The 13853-nt window shown below is 71.3% G+C and carries 10 protein-coding genes; 7 read left to right on the top strand and 3 right to left on the bottom strand.

The window, feature by feature from the left end; translation table 11 throughout:
• Positions 1-289: 289 nt before the first annotated feature.
• Complete coding sequence (locus K8625_RS21805; protein ID WP_370641939.1) at positions 290-4909, top strand: two-component regulator propeller domain-containing protein; 4620 nt, start codon at positions 290-292, stop codon at positions 4907-4909.
• Between the two features lie 9 nt (positions 4910-4918).
• Here the strand turns inward: K8625_RS21805 and K8625_RS21810 are convergent, their stop codons facing one another.
• Positions 4919-5902, bottom strand: a complete 984-nt coding sequence (locus tag K8625_RS21810; protein ID WP_223783773.1) for a PDR/VanB family oxidoreductase — start codon at positions 5900-5902, stop codon at positions 4919-4921.
• A 427-nt stretch (positions 5903-6329) separates the two neighbouring features.
• On the opposite strand from K8625_RS21810, the gene K8625_RS21815 reads away from it, so the two are divergent.
• The 5 genes from K8625_RS21815 (at position 6330) to K8625_RS21835 (ending at position 10036) form a co-directional block, all read left to right on the top strand.
• Positions 6330-6974, top strand: coding sequence for a hemerythrin domain-containing protein (locus K8625_RS21815; protein ID WP_223750486.1), 645 nt, complete (start codon positions 6330-6332; stop codon positions 6972-6974).
• Between the two features lie 154 nt (positions 6975-7128).
• A complete protein-coding gene (locus tag K8625_RS21820; RefSeq protein WP_223783774.1) occupies positions 7129-7887 on the top strand; it encodes an SIMPL domain-containing protein in 759 nt (252 codons plus the stop codon).
• 193 nt (positions 7888-8080) lie between these two features.
• Entirely contained in the window at positions 8081-8443 is a 363-nt protein-coding gene (locus K8625_RS21825; protein WP_223783775.1) for a helix-turn-helix transcriptional regulator, read from the top strand.
• A 31-nt stretch (positions 8444-8474) separates the two neighbouring features.
• Positions 8475-9596, top strand: coding sequence for an ACR3 family arsenite efflux transporter (gene arsB / locus K8625_RS21830; protein ID WP_223783776.1), 1122 nt, complete (start codon positions 8475-8477; stop codon positions 9594-9596).
• Entirely contained in the window at positions 9593-10036 is a 444-nt protein-coding gene (locus K8625_RS21835; protein WP_223783777.1) for an arsenate reductase ArsC, read from the top strand. The genes arsB and K8625_RS21835 overlap by 4 nt, the downstream gene beginning before the upstream one ends.
• Before the next feature lies 1 nt (position 10037).
• Here the strand turns inward: K8625_RS21835 and K8625_RS21840 are convergent, their stop codons facing one another.
• A complete protein-coding gene (locus tag K8625_RS21840) occupies positions 10038-10655 on the bottom strand; it encodes a TetR/AcrR family transcriptional regulator (RefSeq protein ID WP_223783778.1) in 618 nt (205 codons plus the stop codon).
• Between the two features lie 127 nt (positions 10656-10782).
• Between K8625_RS21840 and K8625_RS21845 the strand changes: the two genes are divergently transcribed.
• Complete coding sequence (locus K8625_RS21845; protein ID WP_223783779.1) at positions 10783-11787, top strand: NADP-dependent oxidoreductase; 1005 nt, start codon at positions 10783-10785, stop codon at positions 11785-11787.
• Positions 11788-11940: 153 nt separating this feature from the next.
• On the opposite strand, the gene K8625_RS21850 is transcribed toward K8625_RS21845, so the two are convergent.
• Positions 11941-13809, bottom strand: coding sequence for a PAS domain-containing protein (locus tag K8625_RS21850; RefSeq protein ID WP_223783780.1), 1869 nt, complete (start codon positions 13807-13809; stop codon positions 11941-11943).
• Positions 13810-13853: the final 44 nt, after the last annotated feature.

Consider the following 13853-nt stretch of genomic DNA (forward strand, 5'->3'; position numbering starts at 1 on the left):
CCTGGCTCCCATCTTGGGTTCAGCGCGATGCGGCGAGGCCCCCGCCACCACCGGGGCCTCGATGCGCGGCGCGGACGCCACGTCCCCGGTCCTCCGGGGCGCGTGGCTCCTCAGGTGCCGACAGGTGGTGGCGTACGAGGCGACAGCGGCGGGGGGAAGTTTGGGAGTCGTGGGGGGGCAGGTGGTCCCCCGCCGCTGTCGCCGAGGCCGTTGGCGGCCAACGTTCCACTCCGGGTGAACGCCCGAGGTTTGGCCTCGGGGGCGATTCTGCCGGACACTGTGGCCCGTCATGGGCATTCCAGGGCATCGGCTCCGCGCGGCGTCGCGCGGGCTCGGGGGGTTCGTCTTGCTGGCTGGGCTCGTCCTGGCGTGGCCGGGCCTTGCCTTGGACCCGCAGCGCTGGGTCTCCCAGTACAGCCAGGACTCGTGGCGCAGCGACGACGGGCTGCCGCAGAACAGCCTGCTGTCGATGGCGCAGACGCGTGACGGCTACGTGTGGCTGGGCACGTGGGAAGGCCTGGTGCGCTTCGACGGCTCGCGCTTCGTCGTCTTCGACAAGCGCAACACGCCGGAGCTGCGCAACCACACCATCAAGGCGCTCGCGGAGGACGCGTCCGGCGTGCTGTGGGTGGGCACGGACCAGGGCCTCGTCTCATACGTGGACGGCCGCTTCGAGCGGGCCCCGGGCGCCTCGGCCCCGCTGGAGGGCTTCCGCGTGGAGCACCTCATCGTGGGCGAGGGCTCCCTGTGGGCGGGCACCTCGGGCGGGCTGTGGCAGGTGCCGCTGGGCGAGGGCGTGGCGCGGCAGTACACGGAAGCCGATGGCATGCCGGGCATGTCCATCACCGCGCTGGCGCGGGGCGGCGGGGACAACCGGCTGTGGGTGGGCACCAAGACGGGCCTGGCGCTGCTGGAGGGCGGCCAGGTGCGGGGCCTGCCCTTCCCGATACCCGGCGGGGACGTGCGCTCGGAGGTGACGTCGCTCTTCCAGGACGTCACCGGCACGCTGTGGATGGGCACCGAGGCGGGGCTGGTGTCGTGGAACGGCACGCTGGCCCGGCGCTTCAGCACGTCGGACGGGCTGCCGGCCGTCGTCACCGCGCTGCTCGCGGACAGCCAGGGCAACCTCTGGGTGGGCACGCGGCGGGGCGGACTGCTGCGGCGCGAGGCCGCGGGCTTCAGCGCGCCGCTGCATGGCGCGGGGCTGGTGGACGCGGAGGTGCTGTCGCTGCTCGAGGACCGGGACGGCTCGCTGTGGGTGGGCACCTATTCGGGCCTGTTCCGCCTGCGCGACGGCCCGTTCGCGACGTTCGGCGCGCCGGAGGGCCTGAGCAACGAGACGGTGAGCACGGTGCTGGAGGACAAGCACGGCACGGTGTGGCTGGGCACGGTGGGCGGCGGCCTGTTCTTCCTGCGCGACGGGCGCATCCACCGCATGGACGACTTCGAGGGCGGCACGGACCCGGTCATCACCGCGCTGCACGAGGCGCCGGACGGGACGCTGTGGGCGGGCTCGAAGGCGGGCGCGTTCCGGTACGACGGGCACCGCTTCGCGAAGTCCTCGCGGGTGCAGGGGCTGCCGGACGACGTGGTGACGTCCATCCTGGTGGACTCGCGGGGCACGCAGTGGTTCGGCACGCGCAAGGGCCTGGCGCGGGTGCGCGGCGGCGACGTGACGGTGTTCGGTCCGAAGCAGGGGCTCTCCTCGCCCATCATCGTCATGGCCGAGGACGCGTCCGGGGCGCTGTGGCTGGGCGCGGACAGCGGGCTGTGGCGCTACGAGGAGGGCAAGGGCCTGCGCCGCTTCACGGCGAAGGACGGCGCGCCGGGCGAGGTGGTGCTGGCGCTCCTGGCGGACCCCGACGGCACGGTGTGGGTGGGGACGGAGACGGGGCTGGGCCGGTGGAGGGACGGCACGTGGTTCCGCTACACGGTGTCGCAGCACGGCCTCTACGACGACGCGGTGTTCAGCATCGTCTCGGATGGGGACGAGCACCTGTGGATGAGCAGCAACAAGGGCGTGTCCCGGGTGTCGCGGCGCGAGCTGGAGGATGTGGCGGAGGGCAAGCGCACGCGGCTGGCGGTGATGGGGTTCGACCAGACGGACGGCATGCGCACCGCGGAGTGCAACGGGAACACGCAGCCGTCGGGGTGGCGGGGCCGGGACGGGCGGCTGTGGTTCACCACCATCCAGGGCGCCATCGTGGTGGACCCGGTGCGCGTGCGCGCGACGCGGCAGCCTCCCGAGGTGCGCATCGAGGAGGTGCGGGTCAACGGGAAGCTGGTGTCGGCGCCAGGCCCGGTGGAGCTGCGGCCGGACGACTCGCGGCTGGACATCCGCTTCACGGCCTTCACGCCGGGGGACGCGGTGCGCGTGCCCTTCCGCTACCGGCTGGTGGGCCATGACGACGGCTGGGTGCGCGCGGAGATTCGCCGGGCCACGTACACGGGCCTGCGCCCCGGGCGCTACCTGTTCCAGGTGCAGGCGGAGCTGCGCGACGGCGGGTGGACGGAGCCCGTGTCGCTGGACGTGGTGCTGGAGCCGAGCCTGTGGCAGCGCACGGAGTTCTGGGCGCTGTTCGTGCTGGGCCTGGGGATGCTGGGCGTCAGCGTGTATCTGCTGCGCGTGGGGCAGTTGAAGGCGCGCGAGCGGTGGCTGGAGGCGCGCGTGCAGGAGCGCACGCGGGAGCTGGCGCGCGCGAACGAGGAGCTGGAGGCCAACGTGCGCACGCTGCGGCAGACGCAGGCGCAGCTGGTCCAGGCGGGGAGGATGGCGGCGGTGGGCCAGCTCGCGGCGGGCGTGGGGCACGAAATCAACAACCCGCTGGCGTACATCGTGTCCAACCTGGAGCACGCGAGCGAGGAGTCGGACATGCTCGCCCGCGAGCTCGGCGAGACGCGCGCGGCGGGGACGCGGCTGCGCGAGGTGGGGCAGGCCCTGCGCGAGGCCCTGCACGGCGCGGACCGGGTGCGGCGCATCGTGCGTGACTTGAAGACCTTCTCCCGGCCGGACGACGAGAAGCAGGGGCCGGTGGAGCTGGGGGCGGTGCTCGACTCGGCGGTGAAGATCGCCATGGGCGAGCTGCGGCCGCGCGCGAAGCTGGTGCGCGACTACGGGGACGTCACGTGGGTGGAGGGGAACGAGGCGCGCCTGGCGCAGGTGTTCCTCAACCTGCTCATCAACGCGGCGCAGGCGCTGCCGGAGGGCCGCGCGGAGCAGAACGAGGTGCGCCTGGTGACGCGCGGGGGCGCGGACGGCTGGGTGGTGGCGGAGGTGCGCGACACGGGGAGCGGGATTTCGCCGGAGTCGCTCGGGCGCATCTTCGACCCGTTCTACACGACGAAGCCGGTGGGCGTGGGCACGGGGCTGGGGCTGTCGTTGTGCCACGCGTACGTGACGGCGATGGGCGGCACCATCTCCGTGGAGAGCGAGCTGGGCAAGGGCTCGGTGTTCCGCGTGTCCCTGCGGCGCGCGAGGGCCCCGGGCGCGGGCGTGGCCGTGGATGCGCGGCGGGGCGGCGGCTGGTCCGCGCGTGGGCCGGGTGAGCGCGCGTCGTCGCCCACGGGCTATCCGACGGTGACCGACTCGCGGCGGTCCACGACGGAGCCTCCGGCCTCGACGGTGGCGCACGAGGTGTCGAAGCCCGCGGGGGACCCGCCGGCCAGCATGGCCAATCACACCTTCGTGGACGCGAGGGCCGTCTCCGAGCGTGCGTCCGCGCCGAGGTTCTCCGAGTCGTCTCCGGGCGACAGGGCCAGCACGGGGCACACGCCCGCGCCGAGGTTCTCCGAGTCGTCCCCGGACGACAGGGCCAGCACGGGGCACACGCCCGCGCCGAGGTTCTCCGAGTCGTCCCCGGGCGACAGGGCCAGCACGGGGCACACGCCGGCGCCGGTTCGCGAATCCTCCACGGAGGACCGTGTCGCCGTGTCGGGCCTCGCTCCGTCCTCGGCGCCAGGCCTCCGGCCATCGACGGAGCGCTCCTTCGCGCCGTCGGACGTCAGCGCCATCGCGCACCGTGCCTCGGAGGTCGCGGGCGCGACGACGGGACGCACGTTCGTGACGGGACACCTCCCGGCCGTCGAGCCCTCCTCGGGCATGCGGTCCGCGTCGGAGCCCGCGTCACCCTCGAGGTCCGTCTCGGGCTCGAGTCCGCTCGCGGAGGCGAGCTCGTCCCCAACCCGCGCGTCGGTGGAGCCCACGTCGCCCGCGAAGCCCTCCTCGGGTTCAGGTCCGCTCGTGGAGGCGAGCCCGTCTGCGGCGCGCACGTCGGCCGAGCCCGCGTCACCTGTCGTGAGCCCGTCCTCCACGCTGGCCTCCAGCGCGGTGGGCCCCGCGTCTCCACCCACCACACCGGTGGCCTCCGCCAGCGCCATGGACTCCTCCTCTTCACGCCCCGCCCCAGGCGGCACCGAGGTGTCCATGTCGAGCCCGCCTCCAGGCCCCACCCAGGACGCCCCTCCGGGCGCGCGGCCCGCCGAGTCCGAGCCCGTCGTGCCTCAGGCCCGAGGCCGTGTGCTGGTCGTGGACGACGACGCGCTGGTGAGCGGGGCCATCCGCCGCACGCTCTCGCGCGAGAACGACGTGGACGTGGTGGTGAGCGCCCGGCAGGCGCTGGAGCGGCTCAGCGGACCGGAGCCCCGCCACTACGACGTGGTGCTGTGTGACCTGATGATGCCGGAGATGACGGGGATGGACCTCCACGAGGCGCTGGGGCGCGCGGCGCCGGCCGTCGCGGAGCGGATGGTGTTCATCACCGGCGGCGCCTTCACGCCCACCGCGCGCACCTTCCTGGAGCGGGTGGAGAACCCGCGCGTGGAGAAGCCGTTCGACCCGGAGTCCCTGCGCGCGCTGGTCCGCTCGGAGGTGGCCCGGGCGCGACGCGAGGCCGCGGGCCGGGCCGCCTGAGCCGTCCGTCTACAGGTCCAGCACCAGCCGCTTCGAGCGGGCCCGCGACACGCAGATGAGCATGCGCTGATTGCCCGCGGGCTCCTGCTGGAAGAAGGTGTCGCGGTGCTCGGGCTCTCCCTCGCAGACGCGGGTGACGCACGTCCCGCAGGAGCCCGCCTCGCAGTCGCTCGTCACGCGCAGCCCGTTGCGGCGCAGCACGTTGAGCACCGACTGGCCCTTGGGCACGCTGAGCACCTGCCCCGTGCTGCGGATGGTCACCTCGAAGTCGGTGTCCTCCCGGGTGGCGAGCGCGCCCACGCCGTCGGCGCCGAACGACTCGAAGTGGACCTTCTCCCACGGCCAGCGGTGCCTCGCGGACGCGTCGCGCACCGCCTTCATCAGCCCCGCGGGGCCACAGCAGTACAGCCGCGTGCCTGGCGCGCGCGTGGACAACAGCCCGGACACATCCAGGCCCTTGTCCGGGTCACCCCCATCGAAGTGGAAGCGAACGTGGTCCGCGAAGGGCGGCATGGACAGCAGCTCACGGAACGCCGCGCGCTCCGGGGCGCGCGCGCAGTAGTACATCGTGTAGGGCAGCCCGGTCCGCTGGAGCTGCCGCGCCATGGACAGCAGCGGCGTGACGCCGATGCCGCCGGCCACCAGCACATAGCCGCGCGCGAACAGCAGCGGGAAGTCGTTGCGCGGAGGGCTCACCACCAGCACGTCCCCCTCGTGCACGCGCTCGTGCATGGCGCGCGAGCCGCCGCGGCCCCTCGCGTCCCGCTGCACGGCGATGACGTAGCGGTGCGTCTCCTCCGGGTCGTTGCAGAGCGAGTACGAGCGCAGCGTGGACTCCTTGCCGGGGATGCGCACGTCCAGGTGGGCTCCGGCCTCGAAGGCCGCGAGCGTGCCGCCGTCTTCCGCGACCAGCTCGTACGACAGGATGTCCTCGGCTTCGCGGGCGATGCGGGCGACGCGCACGCGCAGCGCTTCATTCATCACGGTGTTCACCAACTTCCCCTCTCCCTTCCCGCGGACGACGCGGGCCCAACCCTCCGTTCCGACGGACACGACATTGAGCAGAGGTGGTCCAGCGTGGGATTGCCCCCGGGGGCGGTCGGCGCGTCGCCTCCTCCACGCTCTTCGTGACGACGGGTGGACACCCCGGCGCCCGCGTTGCCCGACATGGGAACGACGCTTCCCTCCCGGGGTGCCCGCTCCACGTGGATGAGCGCGGGTGTGCCGCGCTTGAGGCCTGGGAGCGCCCGACATGGCAAGCGCGTCGCCCGGTCGCCGAGCACACGGGAGAGCAGGCCATCCGCGCGTCGCTCCGGCATCGCGCGCAGGTCATCCCCACCATCCAGGACATGCCGCGTCATGGACCGTGCACGCCACGGAGGGGATGCGCGGCCCCCGGAGCCCCAGGGAGGCAAACGACATGGATGCCATCGCGTTGCTGAAGGCGGACCACAAGACGGTGGAGCAGCTGTTCCGCCGGTTCGAGAAGGCGGGCCCCAATGCCCACAAGCTCAAGCGCAAGCTGGTGGAGCAGATGGTGCTCGAGCTGTCCGTGCACTCCTCCATCGAGGAGCAGGTCTTCTACCCGGCGGTGCGCCAGCGCTCGGCGTCCTTGCGCGACGAGGTGCTCCGCTCGCTGGAGGAGCACCACGTGGTGAAGTGGGTGTTGTCGGAGCTGGACGGGCTACCCTCGGAGGCCGAGCGCTTCGACGCGAAGGTCTCCGTGCTGATGGAGAACGTGCGCGCGCACGTGCTCGAGGAGGAGACCACGCTCTTCCCCGAGGTGAAGAAGGCGTTCCGTCCGAACGAGCTGCGGGAGCTGGGCCAGGTGCTGGAGGCGGCGAAGCAGGCGGCCCCCACGCGCCCGCATCCGATGGCGCCGGACACGCCGCCGGGCAACCTGGTCGCGGGCGCCGTGTCGGCGGTGATGGACATCGGCCGGGACGCGCTCCGGGCCGCGCGTCGCAAGGCCACGACCAAGGTGCGCGAGGTGACGGGGCGCGGCCCGAAGTCGCGCGCTCCCTCTGCCCCCGAGTACGAGGCCGGCGAGTCCGCCAGTCCGTGAGCGCGTGCTCCCCGAGTGAGCGGGCCCGGCTCTCCGTATGGTGGGCCGGGCCCTTTCTCGTGGGCGTGAATGTCCTCGTGGAGGGGCCGTCCCAGGGAGTAAGGCAGCGGCAACACGACCCCGCCGTACCGCCCATCCGCCCCAAGGAGGCGCCATGCTTCACGCCCGTCCCGTTCGTTCCTGGCTGCTCACCGCTGTCCTGCTCGCCACGATGGGCGCTTCCGCCCAGCCCCAGCCCGTGTCCCAGGCCCGCCCCGCGGTGGACCCTTCCACGCGCACCCTGCGCGTCGAGGGCACCGGCGAGGTGAAGGCGCAGCCCGACGAGGCCTTCATCGACCTGGCCGTGGAGACGCTGGAGAAGACGGCGAAGGCCGCGGGCGAGCAGAACGCGAAGAAGATGGAGAAGGTCATCGCCGCGCTGACGTCCGCGGGCATCCCCCGCAAGGAAATCCAGACGCGCAACTACTCGGTGTACCCGGACTACGGGCCGCCGGCGCCCAACGAGACGGAGCCCAAGCTGCGCGGCTACCGCGTCAGCAACGTGGTGAGCGTGCACCTGACGGAGCTGTCGCGCGTGGGCAGCGTGCTGGACCAGGCGCTGGCGGCGGGCGCCAACCGGGTGGACCAGGTGCGCTTCGGCCTGGCGCGCCAGGACGCGGTGCAGGGTGAGGCGCTGCGGCAGGCGGTGGCGCGGGCCCGCAAGTCGGCCGAGGTGCTGGCCGCAGCCCTCAACGTGAAGCTGGGCGCGGTGGTGGACGCGAGCACCGTGACGGAGCCGCCGCAGCTCTACCCGGCCCGCTTCGCCATGGCGGAGATGGCGTCCGACGCGCGCGTCGCCACGCCCATCCAGCCGGAGGAGCAGACGGTGCAGGCCAAGGTGACGCTCATCTACGTCATCGAGTCCGCGCGCTAGTCCGTCGTCCAGCGGCGGCAAGGGCTTGCTGGGGTGCGCCATGCCGGTGATTCGGGCAGGCGCCCCCCAGTGTGCCCCTCGCGGGGGCCTGCCCCCGGTCCCCGGGTTCTCGCCGAATCGACCCCTTGCCCCCGGAGCGAGCCTCGCGACGGGGGTTGTCGGGATGAGGACATGCGGATATGTTCATGTCGATATGTCTTCTGGCCCCTCCCTCGACGTGCGCCCGCTGACCCGGGTGCTCAAGGCCCTGGGCGACGAGACGCGCCTGCGCATCGTGTCCCTGCTTTCGCACTCGGAGTTGTGCGTCTGCCATCTGGAGAGCGCCCTCGCCATTCCTCAGTCCAACACCTCCCGGCACCTGTCCGTCCTCAAGGCGGCTGGGCTCGTGGAGGCACGTCGGGAGGGCAGCTGGGTCTACTACCGGCTGGCGCCGCAGACGGATGCGCTGTGCGCTTCCCAGGTGCAGGCCCTTGTCTCTGCCTTCGCGACGCGCGCGACGCTCCAACGCGAAGTGGCGCGCGTCCTGAAGTCCTGCGGCCCTGAGGCCTGCAAGTAGCGCCTTCCTCTTTCCTGGGTTGCTTCCGTCCATGTCCTCGCCGCGTGCCTCCGAAAACATCGTCAAGAAGCTCTCCCTCATCGACCGTTTCCTGCCGGTGTGGATCTTCGCCGCCATGGGCCTGGGCATCGGCCTGGGGCGCGCCTTCCCGGACCTCGGGAGTCGGTTGGACACGGTGAAGCTGGACACGGTCTCGCTGCCCATCGCGTTGGGCCTTTTGTGGATGATGTATCCCGTGCTCGCGAAGGTGCGTTACGGCGAGCTGGGGCGCCTGCGCACGCGAGGGAAGCTCTTCACCACGTCCCTGTTTCTCAACTGGGTGGTGGGGCCGCTGCTCATGTTCGCGCTGGCGTGGCTCTTCCTTCCGGACCTGCCGCACTACCGCAATGGCCTGGTGCTCATCGGCCTTGCCCGCTGCATCGCCATGGTCCTCATCTGGAACATGCTGGCGTGTGGCAGCACCGAGGTCGCCGCCGTGCTCGTGGCCCTCAACTCCCTCTTCCAGATCTTCTTCTATTCGGTGCTCGGCTGGCTCTTGCTCACCGTCGTTCCGGGGTGGCTCGGAGCGGAGGTCGCGGCGTTCGACGTGTCGATGTGGAGCATCGCCCGGAGCGTGCTCATCTTCCTGGGCGTGCCGCTGGTGGCGGGCGCGCTGACACGCGTGGGGCTGACCCGCCTGAAGGGAGAGGCCTGGTACGAGCAGCGCTTCTTGCCGCGGCTGGGGCCTACCGCGCTGCTGGGCCTGCTCTACACCATCGTGCTCATGTTCGCGATGCAGGGCGAGAAGATCACCCGCCTGCCGTTGGATGTGGTGCGCATCAGCATTCCGCTGCTGGTCTACTTCGTCGTCATGTTCGCCAGTGCCTTCTTCCTCTCGCGCAAGCTGGGCTTCGACTACGAGGAGACCGCGTCACTTTCCTTCACGGCGGCGGGCAACAACTTCGAATTGGCCATCGCCGTCGCCGTGGGAGTCTTCGGCGTGTCTTCTGGAGAAGCGCTGGCCGGAGTGGTGGGGCCGCTCATCGAGGTGCCCGCCCTCATCGCCCTGGTCTACCTCTCGTTGTGGCTGCGACGTCGGCTGTTCCCCACGGCGACGAGCGCGGTCCTTCCTCGCCGTTTCAGTGAGAGCCCGTTCGAGGAGTCCCCCCGATGAAGAAGGTCATCTTCGCCTGTGTGCACAACGCGGGCCGCTCCCAGATGGCGGCTGCGTTCTTCAATGCCCTGGCTGACCCAGCGCGGGCGCGGGCCGTGTCCGCTGGCACGCAGCCGGGCACCCATGTCCATCCCGAGGTCCAGGCCGTGATGGCCGAAGTCGGGGTCGACCTGTCGGGAGCCAGGCCCCAGCACCTCACGGACGAGCTCGCCCAGGGCGCCCAGTGGCTCATCACCATGGGCTGCGGGGAGGCGTGCCCCTTCGTGCCTGGCTTGAAGCGGATGGACTGGCCCTTGGAGGACCCCAAGGGCCAGCCCCTGGACCGTGTGCGTGAGATTCGCGAGGAGGTGCGGACGCGCGTCGCGGAGTTGCTCTCTCAAGAGGGCTGGGCGCGCTCGCTGGACGGGCTCCAGGCGCCGGCAGGCGACGCGGTGTCCTGAATCACCGGGTGCGCGTGCTCTTGGGTTCCCCTCGACCGACAGCGGTGCTCCCACCGGAAAAAATCGCCTCAATCGAGGAGCGCACGCGAGTGGCCACCTCCTGCCTTGTCCCCGTGCCGAGCTTCCCGTCGAGGTGAAGGAAGGCAAGCCCGTGGACAAGGGACCAGCCCGCCGTCGACAGCGCGCTCGCGTCGGCTCCCGGGAAGACGCTCGCCAAGGCCGTGGACACGAGGCCTCGGACCTCAGCCGCTGCTCGAACCCGCTCATCGTTCGAGTCGTCACACGCGTTGCCGAACATGAGACAGAAGAGGGCGGGCCGCTTCAGCGCGAACTCCACGTACCTGACGCCCAGCTCGGCGATATCGGACACCGTCCGCGGGATGACGCCCGCCTGGGAAAGCTCGCGTCCCAACTCGCGGAAGCCCTCCGCGGCCAGCGCGGACTCCAGCGCACGCTTGTCGGCGAAGTGACGATAGGGCGCGGCGGACGACACTCCGGCACGCCGGGCGACCTCTCGCAGGGAAAGCTCGCTACCTGTCTCGAGCAGCTCCAGCGCGGCCTTCAGCAGCGCCGCGCGGAGATCTCCGTGATGGTAGCTGTCCTTTCCTGATGTTGACACCGTTAACACCCTCGCCTATGTATGCACCGTAAACTTCGGTCCGGCTCGCGACAAGGCCCCGAGGCAGAGCACCCCGTCGCCCGAGCCCCGGATCGTGCCCTGGTCCTCAGTGAAGGCAAGAGACCTCATGCGTGCATTCGTCCTCACCCGGTATGGCGGCCCCCAGGCCGCCGAGCTTCGCGACATGCCACCGCCCGAGCCGGGGCCTGGCGAGGTGCGCATCGACGTGAAGGCGGCAGGCCTGAATCCCGTCGACTTCAAGACACGCGAAGGCAAACTCCGGGTCATCGACTCCTACGCGCTTCCGGTCGTGTTCGGCTGCGAATTGTCCGGCGTTGTCACGTCGGTCGGTGAAGGCGTGACGCGGTTCCGCCCAGGTGACGAGGTCTTCGCTCGCGTGGCCAGGCATCGGCTCGGCGCCTTCGCTGAGACAGCGTGCGTGGGCGAAGAGCTCGTCGCGAAGAAGCCGGCGTCACTCGATTTCGTTCAGGCCGCCGCGGTGCCGCTCGCGGCGCTCACCGCGCTTCAAGCGCTGCGCGACGAGCTCGCCGTCGCGCCGGGCATGCGCGTCTTCATTCCAGGTGGCGCAGGGGGTGTTGGGACTTTTGCCATCCAGCTCGCCAAGCACCTTGGCGCGACCGTCGCGACGACGGCGTCCGCGCGGGGCAGGAGACTCGTCGAGCGCCTCGGTGCGGATGTCGTCGTCGATTACACCACCCAGGACATCACCACCGAGCTGCGCGAGTACGATGCCGCGCTGGACCTCGTCGGCGGCGACACCCTCACGCAGACCTTCTCGACCGTTCGCCGTGGCGCCAAGGTCGTCAGCATCGCGGGCATCCCCGAGCCCCTGACCGCGACCCAGGACATTGGCCGCGGCCCTGGACTCGCGATGCTCTTCTGGATCGCGAGCGCTGGGGTTCGATTTCGCGCCTGGCGCTCGGGCGTCACCTACCGCTACCTGTTCATGCATCCGAGCGGAAAGGACCTTGAAGCGCTCGCTGCCCTCATCGACGCGAAGAAGCTCGAAGTCGTCATCGACCAGGTCTTCGCCTTCTCCAACATCGCCGACGCGTTCGACCATCTCGAGAAGGGCCACGCCAAGGGCAAGGTCGTCGTCTCGATGGGCTGAACATCGTCCGTTCTGGAGTGACACCTCTTCCTGACGGCGATGCCTGAACGGAGCGGGTCGCCCCGCGAGTCGACCCGTGCCCCTCCAGAAAGGCGTCTCCTGGTGCCTTGGCCAAGGTGACGCTCATCCACGTCATCGGGCCTTCCGCGCCCGCTAGCGCGGCAGGCTCACGGTGAAGGTGGTGCCCCGCTCCGCCGTGGACTCCACCTCGACGTGTCCCTGATGCGCGTCGACGATGGCCTTCACGATGAAGAGCCCCAGCCCCACGCTGCGGCTCGCCAGGTCCACCGCGTCGGTGCCGCGCTGGAGGGGCTGGAAGAGGTCCGGGATTCGTGAGGCGGGGATGGGCGGGCCCTCGTTGTGCACCCGCAGCGTCACCCACGCGCCCTCTCCTCGCGTCTCCACCTGGACGGGCGCTCCGGGGCGCCCGTGCTTCAGCGCGTTCATCAGCAGGTTCTGGACGACCTGCGCCAGCCGCTCCTCGTCCCACGCGCCGTGCCCGTCGCCGCTCGCCGCCACCCGCACGTCCGCGGTGGGGTGAGCCGCCTCCACCTCCTCCACGGCCGCCTGACAGACCTGGTGGAGGTCCGCGGGCGCGCGCTCCAGCCGGATGCCGCCGCCCAGCCGGGCCTGGGTGAAGTCGAGCAACTCCTTCACCAGCTTCACCGCGCGGGTGGCCGACGCCTGGATGCGCTCCACCGGCCTGTGGGCCTCCGGCGGCAGGGACTCCAGGCGCTTGAGCCGCTCGGTTCCCATGAGGATGGCGCCCAGGGGGTTGCGCAAATCATGGCTCACGATGCCGATGAGCAGCTGCTCGAACTCCGCCTGCTGCTGGAGCTGTCGCGCGTGCTGCTCCCGCTCCTGCTCCAGCTTGCGCTGCATCGTGATGTCCTGCAGGAGCGCGACATAGCCGTCCACGGAGCCGCCCGGCGAGTGGTGCGCGATGAAGGACACCCGCACGTCCCGCTTGCCGCCCAACCGGTAGGGCACGTCATGCTGCTCGAAGGAGAAGCTCTCGCCCGCCAGGCCCCGCCGCACGTACGGGCCCAGCACCGCGTAGGCCGCCTCCCCGATGACCTCCCGGACCTTGCGGTTGCGCATCTGGTCGCGCGAAATCCCGAACCACTCCTCGTACGCCTTGTTGACGCGGCCGTAGCGCTCGTCCGCGTTGACGTACGAGACCAGGACGGGAATCGCGTCGAGCAGCAGGGACTGCTCCGCCTCGCTCGCGCGCAGCTGCTCCGTGAGCGCCTCGTTGCGCTGGCTCACCTGCATCTTCTCGGTGACGTCGCGGAAGATGAGCACGGCCCCGGAGGGAGCGCTCGGTCCCGTGCGAATCGGCGCGGCGCTGTCCTCGATGGGGACGTGCGTCCCATCCTTGCGCAGCAGCAGCGCGGGCCCCGTGAGGCGCTGGACCGACTCGGAGCCGAGCGCCCGCTCGACGGGGTTCTCCAACGGCTCCCGGGTGACGGCGTCGACGACGCGGAAGACCTCCGCGACCGGAAGCTGCCACGCCTCGGACGTGCTCCAGCCGGTGAGCCGCTCGGCCACCGGGTTGAGGAAGAGGACGCGTCCGACCGGGTCCGTGGTGATGACCGCGTCGCTGATGGAGGCGAGCGTCGTGGACAGGTGGGCCTCGCGCTCCCTCAGCCGCTCCCCCTGGGCCCGCACGCGCAGGAGGCTGGCCACCCGGGCGAGCATCTCCGCGTCGTCGAAGGGCTTGGCGACGTAGTCGTTGGCGCCCGCCTGCAGGCCCTCCGTGAAGTCCTCGTGGGCTCCCCGCGCGGAGAGCATCAGGATGGGGAGGGTGACTTCATCGTAGCGCTCGCGGACGTAGCGGCACGCGTCCAGCCCCGACACGCCCGGCAACCGCCAGTCCAAGAGGAGCACGTCGGGAGGTGGCCCCGAGGAGAGCCGCTCGAGCGCCTGCTCGGCGTCCTCGAACGTCTCCACCGCGTGGTGCCTGGCCAGCAGCTCCCGGGCCCGCGCGCGCTGGAGCGGACTGTCCTCGACCAGCCACACGCGGGCGGATGGCGCCGTGCGCGAAGCGCGCTCCTTCGAGGCTG

The sequence above is a fragment of the Myxococcus sp. AS-1-15 genome (assembly GCF_020037055.1).
Taxonomy (GTDB): domain Bacteria; phylum Myxococcota; class Myxococcia; order Myxococcales; family Myxococcaceae; genus Myxococcus; species Myxococcus fulvus.